Origin of the sequence: Streptomyces armeniacus, assembly GCF_003355155.1 — a bacterium.
In the GTDB taxonomy this organism is placed as follows: domain Bacteria; phylum Actinomycetota; class Actinomycetes; order Streptomycetales; family Streptomycetaceae; genus Streptomyces; species Streptomyces armeniacus.
Genome location: NZ_CP031320.1, coordinates 2,204,540 through 2,224,139, shown reverse-complemented (window position 1 = coordinate 2,224,139; position 19,600 = coordinate 2,204,540). Strand labels below are relative to the sequence as shown.

Here is a 19,600-nt window from a genome sequence, read left to right as displayed (position 1 = left end):
CCAGCCCCAACAGCACGACCAAGCTTCAAATGACCCGCGGTGTCGGGCCCTTCGCCAGTGGCGAGTTGACGGGAGACCGGTACACCGCCTGAGTCCTGGAGAAGGCGAGGACTTGAGCATGGGATCCACCTCCGATGTCAACCGTCGTGATGTCATCAAGCGCGCCGGCGCGCTCGGCCTGGTAGCAGTGCCCGGCATGACGGCGCTGTCCGCCTGCGCGAGCGGCGGCGACGACGAGAACAAGGACAAGGTCGACAAGGGCAAGAAGAGCAAGGACAACCCGCTCGGCGTGAACAAGAAGGCCGGGCTCGAGGTCGTCATCTTCAACGGCGGGTTCGGCGACAAGTACGCGCTGGACGCCGAGAAGATCTACTCGAAGTCGTACGGCAAGGTCACGCACGCCAAGACGCAGAAGATCCGCACCAAGATGCAGCCGCGGATGGTCAAGGGCAACCCGCCGGACGTCATCAACAACTCCGGCGCCGAGAACATGGACATCGCCAGCCTCATCGAGGACAAGCAGGTCGCCGACCTCGAGGCGCTGCTGGACTCGACGTCCCTCTTCGACCCGTCGAAGAAGGTACGGGACATGATGATGCCCGGCGTCGTGGAGAAGGGCACGTTCGGCGGGGACAAGATGTACCAGCTGAACTACTCGTACACGGTGTACGGCACCTGGTTCTCGCAGCCGGCGCTGGACAAGCTCGAGGTCGAGTACCCGAAGACCTGGGACGAGATGCTCTCCGTCTGCGCCAAGGCGAAGAAGCAGGGCATCGCGGGCTGGACGTACGCGGGCAAGCACCCGTACTACTTCGCGTTCACCATGTACCCGTTCATCGCCAAGATCGGCGGCGAGGACGTGCTCAAGGCGATCGACAACCTGGAGCCGAACGCCTGGAAGCACGACGCCGTCAAGAAGGCGTTCGACGCCTACTACGAGCTGCGCGCCAAGGACTACATCCTCAAGGGCACGCCCGGCATCGACCACATCCAGTCGCAGACCCAGTGGACCAAGGGGAACGCGCTGTTCCTCCCGAACGGCTCCTGGGTGGAGAACGAGGCCAAGGCGACCACGCCCAAGGACTTCGGCATGACCGTCATGCCGCCCACCGGCCTGGACAAGTCCGACGCCATGCCGTTCGAGACGCTGTGGGCCGAGGCCAGCGAGCCGTTCTTCGTGCCCGCGAAGGCGAAGAACGTCGAGGGCGGCATGGAGTTCCTGCGGGTCATGATGGGCAAGGAGTCCGCGCAGAACTTCACCAAGCTGGTCGCCTCGCTGACCTGCGTGAAGGGCGCGGCGGACGGCCTCGAGCTGAGCTCGGGCCTGTCCTCCGCGAAGAAGGCGCTGGACGCGGCGGGCGACAACATCGTCGGCCCGCGCCTGCCCGACTGGTACCTCACGCTGCACAAGGAGAAGGTCGGCGGCGCCATCGCGGCGATGATGTCCGGTGACATCAAGCCGGACGAGGCCATCAAGCGGGCGCAGAAGGCGGCGGACGAGGTCGCCAAGGACGACTCCGTCAAGAAGTACAAGCGCTGATCGGTCCGTGCTGAGCACAGTGGTCAGTTCGGCGCGCAGAGCGGTTTTGTCGGCTTCATCGGATTCCTCGGTGTCAAGGTGAGTACGGAGCGGGGCGGCATGGCGAATGACGTGCGGGCAGTGGACGGGAAACCCACTGGACCGGCACCACGTAAGGACGGGGAGCGCACGTCCTTCGGCGACTATCTCCTGTTCGCGGCGACACTCGTGCTGCCGCCCCGTTTCACTCCGGACCGGGTGAGATACGACCGGCGGTACCGGACGCTCGACAAGTACCGGTTCATCAGCTGGTTCCTGCTGGTGCCGCTGGTGCTCTACGCGATCCTGGTGATCTCCCCGTTCTTCCAGGCGTTCTACTACTCGCTGACGGACTGGTCGGGCTTCAGCAGCGACTTCAGCTTCGTCGGCATGGACAACTACGAGCGGATGCTCGACGACTCCGACTTCTGGGCGTCGGTCAAGAACAGCCTCCTGCTGCTCGTGGTGGCCCCGCTGGTGACGCTCGGGCTGGGCCTGTTCTTCGCGTTCATGCTCCAGGCGGGCGGCCGGCACAAGAAGTCGGAGGCGATCTCCGGCGTACGCGGCGCGAAGTTCTACAAGATCGTGTACTTCTTCCCGCAGGTGCTGTCGGTAGCGATCATCGGCGTCGTGTGGGGCGCCATGTACGACCCCATCACCGGTCCGATCAACGAGGTGCTGCGCACGTTCGGGCTGGGCTCCTGGACGCAGAACTGGCTCGCGAACCCCGACATCGCGATGCTGTGCGTGCTGTTTGTGCTGTGCTGGATGTTCATCGGCTTCTACGTGGTGCTGTTCTCCGCCGCGATGGGCTCCGTGCCCAAGGACATCTACGAGGCGGCGCTGCTGGACGGGGCCAGCCGCCCGACCACGTTCTTCCGCGTCACGCTCCCGCTGATCTGGGACACCGTGCAGACGGGCTGGATCTACATGGGCATCCAGGCGCTGGACGGGTTCGCCATCGTCCACATCATGACGATCAACGCCGGCGGCCCGGGCAACAGCACCCTTGTCACCCCGGTCTACCTCTACAAGAAGGCGTTCGACGCCGGACAGGCCGGCTATGCCACGGCGGTGGGTGTCGTGCTGCTGGTCATCACCATGATCTTCGCAGCGATCATGATGCTGCTCAGCAGGCGCGAGCGGATCGAGTTCTGAGATGAGCGGGGAGATTCAGGTGACGAGCGCGACGCAGCGCACCCAGGACGACGACGAGGCCATCGGCGCGGTCAAGGAGCCGCCGGAGCCCGCCCCGGCGAAGCCGGCGCGGAACGCCCAGGGCGCGACGCTCAACGTCTTCTCCAACGCATTCCTCGTGCTGTGGGTGGTGATGGCGGCGGGCCCGCTGGTCTGGGTGATGATCAACTCCCTGCGGGAGTCGGCCGACATCACGGGCAGCCCGTTCGGCTGGCCCACCTCGATCAGCCTCGAGAACTTCACGAACGCGTGGTCCGACGCGAACATCGGCAAGTACGCCCTCAACTCCCTCATCATTCTGTGCGGTTCGCTGCCGGGCACGATGCTGCTGGGGTCGATGGCCGCGTACGTGATCGCCCGGTTCAGCTTCCGCGGGAACCGCGTCATCTACCTGCTCTTCGCGGGCGGCATGATGTTCCCGATCATCCTGGCGGTCGTGCCGCTGTTCTTCGTGATGGACAACTTCGCGCTGCTGGACACCCGGCACGGGATCATCCTGGCGTACATCGCGTACTCGCTGCCGTTCACGACGTTCTTCATGACGGCGTTCTTCCGCACTCTGCCCGGCAGCGTCGCCGAGGCGGCGCTGATCGACGGCGCCTCGCACACCCGCACGTTCTTCCAGATCATGCTGCCGATGGCGAAGCCGGGCCTGATCAGCATCGGGATCTTCAACTTCCTCGGCCAGTGGAACCAGTACTTCCTGCCGCTGGCCCTGAACTCGACCGACCCGGACAAGGCGCTGCTCACCCAGGGCCTCGCCGAGCTGTCGGTCAACCAGGGCTACGAGGGCGACTGGGGCGCGCTGTTCGCGGGCCTGACCATCGCGATGGTCCCGATCCTGCTCGTCTACATGGTGTTCCAGCGTCAGGTGCAGGAGGGCCTGACGGCGGGCGCCGTCAAGTAACGGACTCAAGCGACGGCCGCGTACGACCGGGCCTCCGGCTGATCATGCCGGGGGCCCGGTCCGTCATACCCGCTCACGTCGGTACGATGGCTCACATCTGAGCGACGACCCCGCTCAAGGTCTTGACGGGAGATAACCACTAACGCTCTGCTTAGAGTTCATATGTTGGAAACGGGTCGTACCCCACTGCCGTGGTGCGGCCGACGGGCCGGTGGTCGTGCCGCCCGTCGAGGCGGGAGTGGTTCAGAAGTGGAGACACCGGGATCGCAGTCCTCGCTGCACCGGGCAAACCTGGAACGGGTCGTGCGCGCCGTACGGCTGGCGGGCTCGCTCACGCAGGCGGAGATCGCCCGCTCCACAGGGCTGTCCGCGGCGACTGTCTCCAACATCGTGCGCGAACTCAAGGACGGCGGCACCGTCGACGTCACGCCGACCTCCGCGGGCGGCCGGCGGGCGCGCAGCGTCTCGCTCTCCGGTGACGCCGGGATCGTCGTGGGCGTCGACTTCGGGCACTCCCATCTCCGGGTCGCCGTGGGCAACCTGGCGCACCAGGTGCTGGCCGAGGAGGCCGAGCCGTTCGACGTGGACGCCTCGTCCTCCGAGGGCTTCGACCGCGCCGAGGAGTTGGTCGAGCGGCTGATCGCGGCCACCGGCATCGGCCGCGACAAGGTCATCGGCGTCGGCCTGGGCGTCCCGGGCCCGATCGACGTGGAGACCGGAGCGCTCGGCTCCACCGCGATCCTGCCCGGCTGGCACGGCACCCGGCCGCGCGAGGAGCTCGCCGGGCGGCTCGGCGTGCCCGTGCACGTCGACAACGACGCGAACCTCGGCGCGCTCGGCGAGCAGGTCTGGGGGAGCGGCCGGGGCGCGACGGACCTCGCGTACATCAAGATCGGCAGCGGCGTCGGCGCCGGACTGGTGATCAATGGGCAGATCTACCGCGGTCCGGGCGGCACGGCCGGCGAGATCGGGCACATCACGCTGGACGAGTCGGGCCCGGTCTGCCGCTGCGGCAACCGCGGCTGCCTGGAGACGTTCACCGCCGCCCGCTACGTCCTGCCGCTGCTCAACTCGAGCCACGGGCCCGACATCACCATGCCCAAGGTCGTACGGCTCGCCCGCGAGGGCGATCCGGGCTGCCGCCGGCTGGTCGCCGACATCGGCCGGAACATCGGCAGCGGCGTCGCCAACCTGTGCAATCTGCTGAACCCGAGCCGCGTGGTGCTCGGCGGCGACCTGGCCGAGGCCGGAGACCTGGTCCTGGACCCCGTACGCGACTCCGTGGCGCGCTACGCCATCCCCAGCGCGGCCCGGCAGCTGACCGTCGCTCCGGGGACGCTGGGCGGCCGTGCAGAGGTGCTGGGGGCGCTGGCGCTCGTCCTCAGCGAGATGGGCGACTCGACGCTGCTCGACTCCGCGGCCCCGGCGGGCGGCCCGTCCGCTCCGGCTGCCGCCTCCGCGTCTGTGTGAGACGGTAGAGCGACTCTCCGTGCCCGCTTGTGCGTTCATGGTCGTAACGAATGGCATCGTTGCCGTCTCGTTAAGGATTTACTTCTTGACGGTGACAGTTGCTCGGAGTTGACTTCCAGCCACCTCGGCCGCAAGGACGCGGCCTCGTCAGGGAGGTTGAACCCATGAACGCAATGACGCGCCGCGTCGTCATTGGTACGGCTGCCGTCTCGATGGCTCTGACCCTTTCCGCCTGCGGCGAAGCCGGTGGCGGAGACGATGCAGGGGCCAGCGACAACAACATGATCGGCCTGCTGCTGCCGGAGAACAAGACGACCAGATACGAGACCTTCGACCGTCCGTTGATGGAAAAGAAGATCAAGGCTCTCTGCTCGGACTGCGAGGTCAAGTACAACAACGCCTCGCAGGACACCGAGCAGCAGAAGAAGCAGTTCGACGCGCTCGTCACGCAGGGCGTCAAGACGATCATTCTGGACGCGGTGGACGCCACCGCCACCAAGTCCTGGGTGGACCAGGCGGCCGACAAGGGCGTGAAGGTCGTCGCGTACGACCGGCTGGCCGAGGGTGATGTCGCCGCCTACGTCTCGTACGACAACGAGAAGATCGGCGAGCTCCAGGGCCAGGGCATGGTCGACGCCCTCGGCAGCGACGCGAAGAACTCCAACGTCGTCATGATCAACGGTTCGCCGACCGACCCGAACGCCGCGCTGTTCAAGAAGGGCGCCCACTCCGTCCTGGACAAGCAGGTCAAGAAGGTCGTCTACGAGCAGGACATCCCCGACTGGTCGCCGGACGAGGCCAACAAGAAGATGGCCGCCGCGATCACCTCGCTCGGCAAGGGCGGCTTCGACGGCGTCTACTCCGCGAACGACGGCATGGCCGGCGGCATCTCCACCGCACTGAAGAAGTCCGGCATCAAGGACGTGCCGCTGGGCGGCCAGGACGCCGAACTCGCCGGTCTGCAGCGCATCGTGAAGGGCGACCAGAGCTTCACGATCTACAAGGCGATCAAGCCGGAGGCCGAGACCACCGCCTCCATCGCCGTGGCGCTCCACCAGGGCAAGAGCATCGACAAGTTCGCGCCCACCACCGTGGACAGCAAGAGCAAGAAGGGCATCCCGGCGAAGCTGTACGGCGCCAAGGTCGTGACCAAGGAGAACATCAAGGACACGATCATCAAGGACAAGGTCTACAAGGTGAGCCAGATCTGCACCTCGCAGTTCGCCGCCGCCTGCAAGGCCGCCGGCCTGGAGTGACCGCCCCGCCCGCCTGCCCCGTGCAGGCGGGCATCTCCTCGGTGCCACCGGCGGCCGCCGCCCGGTGCGCCACGACCACGAATGTCCGAGGGGCCCGCTTCCGCCCGTACGCGCGTACGCGCGGAAGTGTCCCCGCACAGATCGGAGTTGGCCCAGTGCCGAACGAACCCGTGCTGGCGTTGCGCGGGGTCTCCAAGCGGTTCGGTGCCGTTCAGGCGCTCACCGACGTAGACCTTGAGATCCATCCCGGCGAGGTCGTCGCCCTCGTCGGCGACAACGGCGCCGGCAAGTCCACCCTTGTGAAGACGGTCGCCGGAGTGCACGCGATCGACGAGGGCACCATCGAGTGGAAGCGCAAGCCGGTCCAGATCCACCGGCCGCACGACGCGCAGGCGCTCGGCGTCGCCACCGTCTACCAGGACCTGGCACTCTGCGACAACCTCGACGTCGTCGCCAACCTCTTCCTCGGCAGCGAGCTGCGCCGGGGGTCCATCCTGGACGAGGTCGCGATGGAGAAGCGCGCCAAGGAACTGCTCGACACCCTGTCCATCCGGATTCCCAGCGTCCGTATCCCCGTCGCCTCGCTCTCCGGCGGTCAGCGGCAGGTCGTCGCCATCGCCCGCGCGCTGATCGGCGACCCCGAGGTGGTCATCCTCGACGAGCCCACCGCCGCCCTGGGCGTCGAACAGACCGCCCAGGTGCTCGACCTGGTGGAACGGCTCCGCGAACGCGGCCTCGCCACCCTGCTCATCAGCCACAACATGGCCGACGTGCAGGCCGTCGCGGACCGCGTCGCGGTGCTGCGGCTCGGCCGCAACAACGGTGTCTTCTCCGTACGGGACACCTCACACGAAGAGATCATCGCCGCGATCACCGGTGCCACGGACAACGCGGTGACCCGTCGCCAGGCGCGTACGACGGAGGCGTCGAAATGAGTGACCTCAAGAAGAGCGCACCGGCTTCCGGAGGCCAGCACGCCGGGCCGAACGGGGACGGGAACGGGAACGGCGCGTCGCCCACCGGCGCCGTCGACCCGCGGCTGCTCGTCCGCGAGCAGGGCTTCAAGGGCTATCTGACGGACTTCACCCGCCGGGTGCGCGGAGGCGAACTCGGTTCGCTGCCCGTCGTCGTGGGCCTGATCATCATCGCGGTCATCTTCCAGTCGCTGAACGACAGCTTCCTGTCGGCCAGCAGCCTCAGCAACATCGGCGTCTACACCGCCGGTCTCGGCATCATGGCCATCGGCGTCACCTTCGTGCTGCTGCTCGGCGAGATCGACCTCTCCATCGGCTCGGTGGCCGGCGTCGGCGCCGCGCTCTGGGCCGTGCTCAGCGTCACGCACGAGATGAACGACTGGCTGTCGGTCCTCCTCGCGGTCGCGGCCGGCGGTGCCATCGGGCTCCTGCACGGCGTCTTCTTCGCGAAGGTGGGCGTCCCCGCGTTCGTCGTCACCCTGGCCGGCTTCCTGGGCTGGAGCGGGCTCCAGATCTGGCTGATGGGCGACGAGGGCACCATCAACACGCCGACCGGCAGCATCGTCGAGGACCTCTCCGGCTACTACTTCGCGGACAAGGGCGCGGCGTACGGCGTCGCCGCGGTCGCCGTCCTCGGCTACCTCGCCTCCCTGCTGCTGGACGCCAGGCGCCGCCGCGCGGCCGAGCTGCCGTACCGGCCGACCAGCGAGATCGCGATCCGCACCGGCGTGATCGCCGTGATCTCGTTCGCGGTCGCGTACGTGCTCAACGAGCCCGTCGGCGCCCGCGGGCTGCCCCTCGCGCTGGTGATCTTCCTGGTGATCCTGGTGTTCGCGGACTTCGTCGCCCGCCGCACCACGTACGGGCGGCAGATCTTCGCCGTCGGCGGCAACGCGGAGGCCGCCCGCCGGGCCGGCATCAACGTGGAGAAGATACGGATCACCGTCTTCGGTATCGCGGGCATGCTCGCCGCCGTCGGCGGGCTGTTCATCGCCAGCCAGTCCGGCGGCGCCAGCAAGAGCCTCGGCGCCGGGAACATGCTGATGAACGTGATCGCGGCGGCCGTCATCGGCGGCACCAGCCTGTTCGGCGGCCGGGGCAAGATCTGGTCGGCGATGCTGGGCGCGCTGGTGATCATCTCCATCCAGCAGGGGCTGAACCTGCAGGGGATGGAGAGCGAGGTCCAGTTCATGATCACCGGCGCGGTGCTGCTCGCCGCCGTCGTGATCGACTCCGTGTCGCGCCGGACCCAGAAAACCGCGGGACGCACCTAGCGGCGGCCCGCGTTCGTGCGCGGCCGTACCCGGTCCGCGCCCGTGCGCCGCACCTGACCCGTACGGGCGCGTGTGCCCGGCACCCTCGCGGTGCCGGGCACAGCCGTGTCCGGGGCCACCCGCGTGACCGATATCGCACGGTCCGGGACGACAGCCGGATGAACGCCGGGACGACCGGAACATTAGACTCACGGGACCGCACACAGCTCGACGGCACAAGCTCGACAGCACAAGGAGGCACGGGTGGCGCTGCTGACCGGCATCACGGGACCGCGCGATCTGGACCGGCTCAGCCCGGAGCAGCTCGAGCAGCTGGCGGAGGAGGTGCGTACCTTCCTCGTGGAGTCCGTCTCCAAGACCGGCGGCCATCTCGGCCCCAACCTGGGCGTGGTCGAACTGACCATCGCCCTGCACCGAGTCTTCCACTCGCCCGCCGACCGTGTCCTGTGGGACACCGGCCACCAGAGCTACGTGCACAAGCTGCTCACGGGCCGTCAGGACTTCTCCCGGCTGCGGGCCAAGGGCGGGCTCTCCGGCTACCCGTCGCGCGCCGAGTCCGAGCACGACGTCATCGAGAACTCGCACGCCTCCACCGTCCTCGGCTGGGCCGACGGCATCGCGAAGGCGAACGAGCTGCGGCGTACCGGCGACCACGTCGTCGCCGTCATCGGTGACGGCGCGCTGACCGGCGGCATGGCCTGGGAGGCGCTGAACAACATCGCGGCCGCGAAGGACCGGCCGCTGGTCATCGTCGTCAACGACAACGAGCGCTCGTACGCGCCGACCATCGGCGGCCTCGCCGACCACCTCGCCACCCTCCGTACGACCGACGGCTACGAGCGCTTCCTCGCCCGCGGCAAGGAGGTGCTCAACCGCACCCCGGTCGTCGGCAAGCCGCTGTACGAGACGCTGCACGGCGCCAAGAAGGGCTTCAAGGACCTGGTGGCGCCGCAGGGCATGTTCGAGGACCTGGGCCTGAAGTACGTCGGCCCCATCGACGGGCACGACATCGCCGCCGTCGAGTCCGCGCTGCAGCGCGCGAAGCGCTTCGGCGGCCCGGTCATCGTGCACTGCCTCACCGAGAAGGGCCGCGGCTACCAGCCCGCCCGGCAGGACGAGGCCGACCAGTTCCACGCCGTCGGCGTGATCCACCCGGACACCGGACTGCCCGTCAAGTCCTCGGGCGCCGACTGGACTTCGGTGTTCGGCGAGGAGATGGTCAGGCTCGGCCGGGAGCGCGAGGACATCGTCGCCATCACGGCGGCCATGATGCGCCCGACGGGCCTGCACAAGTTCGCCGAGGCGTTCCCCGAGCGCGTGTACGACGTGGGCATCGCCGAGCAGCACGGCGCGGTCTCCGCCGCGGGCCTGGCCACCGGCGGGCTGCACCCGGTCTTCGCCGTCTACGCCACGTTCCTGAACCGCGCGCTCGACCAGGTGCTGATGGACGTGGCGCTGCACCGCTGCGGCGTGACGTTCGTACTCGACCGGGCCGGCGTGACCGGCTCCGACGGCGCCTCGCACAACGGCATGTGGGACATGTCGATCCTCCAGTGCGTGCCCGGACTGCGGCTCGCCGCGCCGCGCGACGCCGACCAGCTGCGGGCGCAGCTGCGGGAGGCCGTGGCGGTGGACGACGCGCCCACGGTGGTCCGCTACTCGAAGGGCGCCGTCGGCCCCGCCGTACCGGCCGTGGCCCGTGTCGGCGGTCTGGACGTGCTGCGCGAGACCGGCGCCGAGCAGCCGGACGTGCTGATCGTCTCCGTCGGCGCGCTCGCCCCGATGTGCCTGGACGTCGCCGATCTGCTGGACAAGCAGGGCATCTCGGCGACCGTCGTCGACCCGCGCTGGGTCAAGCCGGTGGACGAGGCGCTGGCGCCGCTCGCCGAGCGGCACCGGGTCGTCGTGACGGTGGAGGACAACAGCCGCGCGGGAGGCGTCGGTTCGGCGGTCGCGCAGGCGCTGCGGGACGCGGGCGTGGACGTGCCGCTGCGGGACTTCGGCATTCCGGAGCGCTTCCTGGACCACGCGTCGCGCAAGGAGGTGCTGGCCGAGATCGGCCTTACCGCGCCCGACATCGCGCGCCAGGTGACCGGGCTGGTCGCCAGGCTCGGCGGCCACGACAGCCGTTTCGACGGCGCCGAAGCGCGGGGCCAGATCGCCCGCGACTGACCGGCCCGGCGTCGGCGGGGCCGTGGTGCGCCGTCGACAGCCGGTACGGCACCCGCCCAGGGTCCGTCAGCAGATCGAGAGGGAGGCCGACGTGACCTTGTCGCACGCCGGGCAGCAGGGCCAGGGCCGCCGGGAAGCGGGGGACGGTCACGGCCGCAGCTTTCTGCGCTATGTCGCGCTGGGCGACAGCACGACCGAGGGCATCGGCGACGGTGACGAGGAATCCGGGTACCGCGGCGTGGCCGACCGGTTCGCCGAGCGGCTCGCGGCCACCTCCCCGGAGTTGCGGTACGCCAACCTGGCGGTACGGGGGTGCGGCACCGACCACGTCCGTACGGTGCAGCTGCCCGCCGCGCTCGCCCTGCGCCCGGACCTGGCCACGGTCGTCGCGGGAGTCAACGACTTCCTGCGGCCCCGTTACGACGTGGACGGGGTCGCGGGGCATCTGGAGGCGACGTTCGCGGCGCTCACCGACGCCGGGACGCACGTGGTCACGCTCACCTTCCCCGACATCGGGAAGGTCGCGCCCCTCGCCCGTCCGATCGCCTCCCGCGCACGCGCGCTCAACGCCCGTATCCACGAGGCCGCCGAGCGGCACGGCGTCACCGTCGTGGACACTGCCGCGCACCCCGTCACCGTCGATCCGCGCCTGTGGGACGCGGACCGGCTGCATCTCTCGCCGCTCGGGCACGAGCGCTCCGCGGCGGCCTTCGCGCACGCGCTCCGGCTCCCCGGAGCCGACAGCTCCTGGACCCTTCCGCTCCCCGTGCTGCCCTCGCCGCCGCCGTGGCAGGCCCTGCGCGTGGAACTCCGCTGGATGGCCGACTTCCTCGGCCCTTGGGTCCTGCGCCGCCTGCGCGGACGCTCCTCCGGCGACGGCCGCGGCGCCAAACGCCCGCAGCTGATGCCGGTGGCGCCCACCGCGCGGCAGGACGGCACCGCGCCGCAGGACGGCACCGCGCCGCAGGACGGCACCGGGGGTTAGCGGGCCGGACGGTCCTTCGCCTTCGTGGCCTGTGCCAGCAGCCCGTCGACGAGGGCGTTGAGGCCCTCGGGGTACGTGTCCCGCGCGGCCACCGTCCCCCACCGGTGCCCGACGGCCGCGAGCCGCGGCACCTTTGACGCCTCGAAGTTGCCGGGGGCGGTGTCCGGCGGCACGTTCGCCACCGACGTGCTCGGCCCGTCCGTCGTCGCCGGCGTCGGCTTCGGGCTCTGCCTCGGGCCGGTCGTCGCCACCGCCACGGCGGGCGTCGCGTCCCACGAGGCGGGCACTGCCTCGGCGCTGCTCAACAGCTCCCGCCAGCTCGGCGCCTCCCTCGGGCTCGCCTCCCTCGGGCTCGCCGCCCTCGGCACCGCCGCACAGCACCGTACGGGCGAGCCGGCCACGCCCGGCGCGCTCAACGACGGGTACGCGCTCGGCCTCGCCCTCAGCGCCGCGCTCCTGGTCGCCGCGGCCCTCGTCGCCCTCACCGTGCTGCGCGGCAGCGGAGCGGACACGTCGTCCCTTCGGGTGAAGGAACCGGGCTCCGCGGTGTAGCTGCCCCGCCGTCCCCGCGACGGGACGACGATGGCCGCCTGAAACGACCACGGAGGTACGGGTGAGCAAGGACGTGGACGCGGAAGGCCGCGGCTCCGGAGGGCTGTTCCGTACGAAGAGCGTCGAGCAGTCGATCCAGGACACCGAGGAGCCCGACCACGCGCTCAGCCGGTCGCTGTCCGCGCTCGACCTCACGGTGTTCGGCGTCGGGGTCATCATCGGCACCGGCATCTTCGTGCTCACCGGCTCGGTGGCCAGGGACACCGCGGGGCCCGCGGTCGCGATCGCCTTCGCGGTCTCCGGCGTCGTCTGCGCGCTGGCGGCCCTGTGCTACGCCGAGTTCGCCTCGACGGTGCCGGTCGCGGGATCCGCGTACACCTTCTCGTACGCCTCCCTCGGCGAGTTCCCCGCCTGGATCATCGGCTGGGACCTGATGCTCGAGATGGCGCTCGCGACCGCCGTCGTCGCCGTCGGCTGGTCCGGCTACGTGCGGTCGCTGATGGACACCGCCGGCTGGGAGCTGCCCACCGCCCTCCAAGGGCCCACCGCCGCCGACGGGTTCGGGTTCGACCTGCCGGCCGCGCTGCTGGTGCTGGTGCTGACGGTGATCCTGCTGCTCGGCATGAAGCTGTCCGCACGCGTCACGGCGCTCGTGGTGGCGGTGAAGGTGACGGTCGTGCTGATCGTGATCGTCGCCGGCGCGTTCCTGATCAAGGCGGAGAACTACCGCCCGTTCGTGCCGGAGGCCGAGGGCACCCTCGGCGGCTCGGGCTTCGACGCCCCGCTGATCCAGCTGATCTTCGGCTACGAGCCGACCACCTTCGGCGTCCAGGGCATCTTCACGGCGGCCTCCGTGGTGTTCTTCGCCTTCATCGGCTTCGACGTCGTGGCCACCGCCGCCGAGGAGACCCGCAACCCACCGCGCGACATGCCCCGCGGCATCCTCGGCTCGCTGTTCATCTGCACGGTGCTCTACGTCGCCGTGGCCGTCGTCGTCACCGGCATGCAGCACTACACGCGGCTGACGGTGGACGCGCCGCTCGCCGACGCGTTCAAGGCCACCGGGCATCCGGTGTACGCCGGGTTCATCAGCTTCGGCGCCGCCGTCGGCCTCACGACCGTGTGCCTGATCCTGCTGCTGGGCCAGAGCCGCGTGTTCTTCGCGATGAGCCGCGACGGCCTGCTGCCGCGGATCTTCTCCAAGGTGCACCCCCGCTTTGCGACCCCGTACCGCTCGACGCTCCTGCTGGGCCTCGTCGTCGCCGTCGTCGCGGGTTTCACGAGCATCGAGGAGCTGGCCAGCCTGGTGAACATCGGGACGTTGTTCGCGTTCACCGTCGTCGCCCTGGGTGTCATGATCCTCCGTCGCACCCGGCCCGATCTGCACCGCTCCTTCCGCACGCCCTGGGTGCCGCTGCTGCCCACCGCCTCGATCGCCGCCTCCGTGTGGCTCATGCTGAACCTCTCGGGGGAGACCTGGCTGCGGTTCGGCGTGTGGATGGCCGTCGGCGTCGCGCTGTACTTCTCGTACGGGCGCAGGCGCAGCAGGCTGAACGCGGGCACTCGGCGGTAGCGGCCCGGGCTCGTGGCGACCCCGGCCCTGTAGGGACGGCCCCGTACGGACCCGGCCCGGTGGCGACCCGGCCCGCGAGCACGGGCGCGGCGGCAGTAGGTTGACCCGCATGCATGCACGCGCCGTGGAGCCGCAGCGCCTGAAGCCGGGCCAGGGCCTCCTCCCGTCCGCGGAGACGACCGCGACCCGCCGGGCGTTCTGGCTCCGGCTGCTGCCCGTACTCGTCCTGCTGGCCGCCGTGACCCGGCTGCCGTCGTTCTTCCGTACGGTGTGGAACCCCGACGAGGGCTTCCTGGCCACGCAGGCGCGGCAGCTCGCGGACGGCGGCGTCCTCTACGACACCGTCGTGGACCGCAAGCCGCCGGTGCTGCCGTGGATCTACCGCGGCGCCTTCGCCGTCTTCGGCGACGAGTCGCTGTGGCCCCTGCGCGTCGCCGCCGTGGCCGCCACCGTCGCGACCGCCGTGCTCGTCGCGTCCCTCGCGCGGCGCCGCTGGGGCGACCGCGCGGCCTGGATCGCGGGCGGGCTGAGCGTGCTCCTCGCGATCGGCCTGAACCCGGAGGACACGCAGGCCGCGACCTTCGAGGTGTTCATGCTGCCGTTCACGGCGGCGGCCATGTGGTGCGCGGACCGCCGCCACTGGGTCTGGGCCGGGCTCGCCGCCGCCGTCGCCACCCTCACCAAGCAGACGGGCGGCGCCGTCCTGCTGCCGGTGCTGTTCCTCCTCGCGCACTCCCGCGCGGGCGCCCTCGCGCTGCTGCGGGTGGTGGCGGCGTACGCGGTGCCGCTCGGCGCCGCCGCGCTCACCTTCGGCGTCGGCCGCTTCAGCTACTGGACGGCGACTGGCTCCGGCTCGTACGCCTCCGTCGAGGGTGCCGTCGGCCTCGCCGTCATGCGCGGCGCCGGCAACGCCAGCCTGCTGGTCATCGCCAGCCTGCCGCTGCTCGCGGCGCTGACGTACGTGACGTGCGTACGGCGGCGCCCGCTCGCCGTACCCGACCTGTGGGTGTGGCTGGCCGCCTCGGGCGTCGCGGTGGCCGTGGGCTTCCAGTTCTACGGCCACTACTACATCCAGCTCGTCCCGCCCCTGGCGCTGCTCGCCACCGCCGCGCTGCGCGAACTGCGGCCCCGCGCCGCCACGGTGGCGCTCGCGGCCACGCTGGTGCTGGCCGCCGGGTACGTCGTCTGGGGCCTGGTTCTGCCGCGCCCCGAGCTGGACCACGCCAAGCGGGTCTCCGCCGAGCTGAAGGAGCGCGCCGGGCCCGGCGACCCGGTGCTGGTGTGGGGCATGCACCCGGAGGACTACTGGCTCGCCGACCGCACCCCCTCGTCCCGCTTCCTCACCGCGGGCTTCCTCACGAACTACAGCGGCGGCCGGGGCGGCGTACGCGTCGCCGAGCGGTACGGGATGCCGGGCAGCTGGCGTACGTTCCAGCGCGACCTGGCGGAGCGGCCGCCGGAGGTGATCGTGGACGACTCGCGCGGCAAGCCGTACCGGCTCGCCCGCATCCCCACGCTCCGCCGCTACATCGCCACGCACTACGAGCGGGCGGGAAGCGTCGACGGCGCGGTGTTCTACGTACGGCGTGACTGACGGCCGGTCCCGGACCCGCCATCGCCCCCGCCAGATCCGTCCGGCCCGTCCGGTCCGCCCGCCTCCGGGCGCACCGCGCGCGGCCCGCTGACCTCCGCGCCCAGCGCGCGTACGCGCTCCCGCAGCCCCCGGTCGGCCGTGATCACCACGCAGTCGCGGCCCGGCGCCTCCGCGCGGACCACCTCGACGATCGCGTCGTCGCCGCTGCCGCGCGCCGCGACCGTCCGTACGCCGGGCACGGACGGCACCGTACGGGCCGCGCCCTCCACCACGAGCACCACCTCGGCGGGCCCTGGGCGGCCGGGCACGCCGCTGTCGGCGTACGGGACGAGGCTGTCGCGGAGGCGTTCCGCGGCGCCGTGGCGGTCCCGCCACCAGCCGTCGGGGACGGAGCCGATGACGTTCGCGGCGTCCACCACAAGGAGCGTTCTCATCCGGGCCTCCTCCCCGTTCACGCGGCACGGCACACGGCCACACGGGCACACGGACACCTGGGCATACGGAAGGGGGTGCGCCGCCGGAGCGAGCGCACCCCCTGCCGTGGTGGTTGTTCCGTACGCTCCTACGCCGGCACGCTGGCCACGCCCGGCTCCAGGAACCGCTTGCCCGTCACGCGTTCGCTGACACCCTCGCGGTCCAGGTACGGGGTGATGCCGCCGAGGTGGAACGGCCAGCCCGCGCCCGTGATCAGGCACAGGTCGATGTCCTGGGCCTCCGCGACGACGCCCTCGTCCAGCATGATCCGCAGCTCCTGGGCGATGGCGTCCAGCGCCCGGTCGCGTACCTGCTCCTCGGTCAGCACCGTGTCGCCGGTCTCGAACAGCGCGGCGACCTCGGGGTCCAGCTCCGGCTTGCCGGAGTCGTAGACGTACAGGTTCCGCTTGCCCGCCTTGACGATGCGGCCGAGGTTATCGGAGACGCCGAAGCGGTCCGGGAACGCGGCGTGCAGGGTGCCCGCGACATGGTGGGCGACCGCCGGGCCGACCAGTTCCAGCAGCACGATCGGCGACATCGGCAGCCCGAGGGGCGCGAGCGCGCGGTCCGCGACCTCGACCGGGGTGCCCTCGTCGATGGAGCCGAGGACCTCACCGAGGAAGCGGGTCAGCACGCGGTTCACGACGAACGCCGGGGCGTCCTTCACCAGCACGGCCGTCTTCTTCAGCGATTTCGCGACCGCGAACGCCGTGGCCAGCGTCGCGTCGTCCGTGCGCTCGCCGCGCACGATCTCCAGCAGCGGCAGCACCGCCACCGGGTTGAAGAAGTGGAAGCCGACGACCCGCTCCGGGTGCTTCAGCTTCGACGCCATCTCGGAGACGGACAGCGACGAGGTGTTGGTGGCGAGCACGGCGTGCTCCGGCACGACCGCCTCGACCTCCGCGAACACCTGCTGCTTGACGCCCATCTCCTCGAACACGGCCTCGATGACGAAGTCCGCGTCCGCGAACGACTCCGCCTTGTCCAGGGAGCCGGTGACCAGGGCCTTCAGACGGTTCGCCTTGTCCTGTCCGACGCGGCCCTTGAGCAGCAGCTTGTCGATCTCCTCGTGGACGTAGCCGACGCCCTTGTCGACGCGCTCCCGGTCGATGTCGGTCAGCACGACCGGCACCTCCAGGCGGCGCGCGAACAGCAGCGCCAGCTGACTGGCCATCAGGCCCGCGCCGACCACGCCGACCTTGGTGACCGGCCGCGCGAGCGACTTGTCGGGGGCGCCCGCGGGGCGCTTGGCGCGCTTCTGCACGAGGTTGAACGCGTAGATGCCGCTGCGCAGTTCGCCGCCCATGATGAGCTCGGCCAGCGCGCGGTCCTCCGCCTCGAAGCCGGCGCGCAGGTCGCCGGTCTTCGCGGCGGCGATGATGTCGAGCGCGTGGTACGCGGCCGGGGCCGCGCCGTGCACCTTGCTGTCCGCGATGCCCTTGCCGCGCTCGACGGCCTGGTCCCACGCCTCGTCGCGGTCGATCTCGGCGCGCACCACCTCGAGGTCGCCCTTGAGCACCTGGGCGGTCCACTTCAGCGACTCCTCGAGGAAGTCGGCGCCCTCGAAGATCGCGTCGGCGATCCCCAGCTCGTACACCTGGCGGCCCTTGAGCTGCTTGTTCTGGTTCAGCGAGTTCTCGATGATCACGCTGACGGCGCGGTCGGCGCCGATCAGGTTCGGCAGCAGCGCGCAGCCGCCCCAGCCGGGCACCAGGCCGAGGAAGACCTCGGGCAGCGAGAACGCCGGGATGGCCGCGCTGACCGTACGGTACGAGCAGTGCAGCCCGGCCTCGACGCCGCCGCCCATCGCGGCGCCGTTGTAGTACGCGAAGGTCGGCACCGCGAGCGCCGACAGCCGCCGGAACACGGCGTGGCCGCCCTGCCCGATGGCCAGCGCGTCCTCGTGCCGCTTCAGCAGCTCGACGCCCTTGAGGTCCGCGCCCACCGCGAAGATGAACGGCTTGCCGGTCAGGCCGACGCCGACGACGTCGCCCGCCGCGGCCTCCGTCTCGACCTGGTCGAGCGCGGCGTCCAGGTTCGCCAGCGACTGCGGCCCGAACGTGGTCGGCTTGGTGTGGTCCAGCCCGTTGTCCAGCGTGATCAGCGCGAAGCGCCCGGCCCCGTACGGGAGGTCGAGATGGCGTACGTGCGCCTGCGTGACGACCTCGTCGGGGAACAGCTCGGCCGCTCCCTTGAGAAGTTCGGCGGTCTTGCTCACTTGCCCTCCCAGTGGGGGTTCTCCCAGATGACAGTCCCGCCCATGCCGAAGCCGACGCACATGGTGGTCAGGCCGTAGCGCACCTGCGGCTGCTCCTCGAACTGCCGGGCCAGCTGCGTCATCAGCCGCACCCCGGAGGAGGCGAGCGGGTGGCCGAACGCGATGGCGCCGCCGTACTGGTTGACGCGCGGGTCGTCGTCGGCGATGCCGTAGTGCTCCAGCAGCGCGAGCACCTGGACGGCGAACGCCTCGTTGATCTCGAACAGGCCGATGTCGCCGATCGTGAGACCGGCCTTCTTCAGCGCCTTCTCGGTGGCCGGGACCGGGCCGATGCCCATGACCTCGGGCTCGACGCCCGCGAAGGCGTAGCTGACGAGCCGCATCCGTACGGGCAGGCCCAGCTCGCGCGCGGTGTCCTCGGCGGCGAGGAGCGAGGCGGTGGCGCCGTCGTTGAGCCCGGCGGCGTTGCCCGGGGTGACGCGGCCGTGCGCGCGGAACGGCGTCTTCAGCCCGGCGAGGTTCTCCAGCGTGGTGCCGGGGCGCATCGGCTCGTCGGCCGTGGCCAGGCCCCAGCCGTTCTCCCCGCCCTCGCCGGTGGTCCGGCGGACCGAGATCGGCACCAGGTCCTGCTGGATACGGCCGTTGGCGTACGCCTTCGCGGCCTTCTCCTGGCTGCGCACGGCGTACTCGTCGGCACGCTGCCTGGTCAGGGTGGGGAAGCGGTCGTGGAGGTTCTCCGCGGTCATGCCCATGAACATCGCGGACTCGTCGACCAGCTTCTCCGACACGAAGCGCGGGTTGGGGTCGACGCCCTCGCCCATCGGGTGCCGGCCCATGTGCTCGACGCCGCCCGCGACGACGACGTCGTACGCGCCGAAGGAGAGCGAGCCGGCCGTGGTGGTGACGGCGGTCATCGCACCGGCGCACATCCGGTCGATGGAGTAGCCGGGCACGGTCTTGGGCAGCCCGGCCAGGATGCCCGCGGTACGCCCCAGGGTGAGCCCCTGATCGCCGATCTGGGTGGTCGCGGCGACGGCGACCTCGTCGACCTGCTCCGGGGGCAGGTCCGGGTTCCGGCGCAGCAGCTCACGGATGCACTTGACGATCATGTCGTCGGCGCGGGTCTCGTGGTAGATCCCCTTGGGGCCCGCCTTGCCGAAGGGGGTTCGGACGCCGTCGACGAAGACGACGTCCCTAGCGGTACGAGGCACGTTGGCTCTCCTCCAGGGTGCGGTGGTGACGCCGTACGGCGTACTTCCCGGCCCCCATGCTACTTACCGGTAACACCGTGGCAAGGGCCGCCCGCAGTGAAGGGCGGCACACCTCCGCCCGCGCTCCGTACGGGACCGTCTCCGCGCTCCGTACGGTTGCCGGTCCGCGCTCCGTACGGTGCCGG

16 protein-coding genes are annotated in these 19,600 nt (G+C 70.5%); 12 read left to right on the top strand and 4 right to left on the bottom strand.

The features are described 5' to 3' along the window. Positions 1-118: 118 nt before the first annotated feature. From ngcE to DVA86_RS09700, 9 genes are all read left to right on the top strand, one after another. On the top strand, positions 119-1,540 hold the full coding sequence (gene ngcE, locus DVA86_RS09740) for an N-acetylglucosamine/diacetylchitobiose ABC transporter substrate-binding protein (RefSeq protein WP_208877416.1): 1,422 nt from the start codon (positions 119-121) through the stop codon (positions 1,538-1,540). Positions 1,541-1,639: 99 nt separating this feature from the next. Then, positions 1,640-2,716, top strand: a complete 1,077-nt coding sequence (locus DVA86_RS09735) for a carbohydrate ABC transporter permease (protein ID WP_208877414.1) — start codon at positions 1,640-1,642, stop codon at positions 2,714-2,716. Position 2,717: 1 nt separating this feature from the next. Then, positions 2,718-3,662 carry a carbohydrate ABC transporter permease gene (locus DVA86_RS09730; protein WP_208877412.1) on the top strand — a complete coding sequence of 315 codons (945 nt, stop codon included), beginning with the start codon at positions 2,718-2,720 and terminating at the stop codon, positions 3,660-3,662. 249 nt (positions 3,663-3,911) lie between these two features. Continuing rightward, complete coding sequence (locus tag DVA86_RS09725; RefSeq protein WP_208877410.1) at positions 3,912-5,132, top strand: ROK family transcriptional regulator; 1,221 nt, start codon at positions 3,912-3,914, stop codon at positions 5,130-5,132. 164 nt (positions 5,133-5,296) lie between these two features. Beyond that, a complete protein-coding gene (locus DVA86_RS09720; protein ID WP_425470795.1) occupies positions 5,297-6,388 on the top strand; it encodes a substrate-binding domain-containing protein in 1,092 nt (363 codons plus the stop codon). Positions 6,389-6,543: 155 nt separating this feature from the next. Next, the gene (locus DVA86_RS09715) at positions 6,544-7,323 is read left to right on the top strand and encodes an ATP-binding cassette domain-containing protein (protein WP_208877408.1); all 780 of its coding nucleotides are present in this window, start codon (positions 6,544-6,546) and stop codon (positions 7,321-7,323) included. After that, positions 7,320-8,636, top strand: a complete 1,317-nt coding sequence (locus DVA86_RS09710; protein WP_208877406.1) for a sugar ABC transporter permease — start codon at positions 7,320-7,322, stop codon at positions 8,634-8,636. Before DVA86_RS09715 ends, DVA86_RS09710 begins: the two co-directional genes overlap by 4 nt. 243 nt (positions 8,637-8,879) lie before the next feature. Beyond that, positions 8,880-10,808, top strand: coding sequence for a 1-deoxy-D-xylulose-5-phosphate synthase (dxs, locus tag DVA86_RS09705; RefSeq protein WP_208877404.1), 1,929 nt, complete (start codon positions 8,880-8,882; stop codon positions 10,806-10,808). Between the two features lie 163 nt (positions 10,809-10,971). Then, entirely contained in the window at positions 10,972-11,793 is an 822-nt protein-coding gene (locus DVA86_RS09700; RefSeq protein WP_245997571.1) for an SGNH/GDSL hydrolase family protein, read from the top strand. On the opposite strand, the gene DVA86_RS09695 is transcribed toward DVA86_RS09700, so the two are convergent. Next, the gene (locus DVA86_RS09695; RefSeq protein ID WP_222623475.1) at positions 11,790-11,966 is read right to left on the bottom strand and encodes a hypothetical protein; all 177 of its coding nucleotides are present in this window, start codon (positions 11,964-11,966) and stop codon (positions 11,790-11,792) included. The two genes, DVA86_RS09700 and DVA86_RS09695, sit on opposite strands and share 4 nt — an antisense overlap. Here DVA86_RS09695 and DVA86_RS09690 point away from each other — a divergent pair. The 3 genes from DVA86_RS09690 to DVA86_RS09680 all read left to right on the top strand — a co-directional run bounded on the left by DVA86_RS09690 (position 11,953) and on the right by DVA86_RS09680 (position 15,512). Further along, a complete protein-coding gene (locus DVA86_RS09690) occupies positions 11,953-12,345 on the top strand; it encodes an MFS transporter (protein ID WP_425470794.1) in 393 nt (130 codons plus the stop codon). The two genes, DVA86_RS09695 and DVA86_RS09690, sit on opposite strands and share 14 nt — an antisense overlap. 61 nt (positions 12,346-12,406) lie before the next feature. After that, positions 12,407-13,918, top strand: a complete 1,512-nt coding sequence (locus tag DVA86_RS09685) for an amino acid permease (protein ID WP_245996463.1) — start codon at positions 12,407-12,409, stop codon at positions 13,916-13,918. Between the two features lie 109 nt (positions 13,919-14,027). Beyond that, positions 14,028-15,512 carry an ArnT family glycosyltransferase gene (locus DVA86_RS09680; protein ID WP_208877403.1) on the top strand — a complete coding sequence of 495 codons (1,485 nt, stop codon included), beginning with the start codon at positions 14,028-14,030 and terminating at the stop codon, positions 15,510-15,512. Here the strand turns inward: DVA86_RS09680 and DVA86_RS09675 are convergent. The 3 genes from DVA86_RS09675 to DVA86_RS09665 all read right to left on the bottom strand — a co-directional run bounded on the left by DVA86_RS09675 (position 15,494) and on the right by DVA86_RS09665 (position 19,415). Beyond that, the gene (locus tag DVA86_RS09675; RefSeq protein ID WP_208877402.1) at positions 15,494-15,946 is read right to left on the bottom strand and encodes a PIN domain-containing protein; all 453 of its coding nucleotides are present in this window, start codon (positions 15,944-15,946) and stop codon (positions 15,494-15,496) included. The genes DVA86_RS09680 and DVA86_RS09675 overlap by 19 nt on opposite strands. A gap of 128 nt (positions 15,947-16,074) precedes the next feature. Beyond that, positions 16,075-18,204: a 3-hydroxyacyl-CoA dehydrogenase NAD-binding domain-containing protein gene (locus tag DVA86_RS09670; protein ID WP_208877401.1), complete on the bottom strand. Its 2,130-nt coding sequence runs from the start codon at positions 18,202-18,204 to the stop codon at positions 16,075-16,077. Further along, positions 18,201-19,415 carry a thiolase family protein gene (locus tag DVA86_RS09665; protein WP_208877400.1) on the bottom strand — a complete coding sequence of 405 codons (1,215 nt, stop codon included), beginning with the start codon at positions 19,413-19,415 and terminating at the stop codon, positions 18,201-18,203. Before DVA86_RS09665 ends, DVA86_RS09670 begins: the two co-directional genes overlap by 4 nt. Between the last annotated feature and the right edge of the window lie 185 nt (positions 19,416-19,600).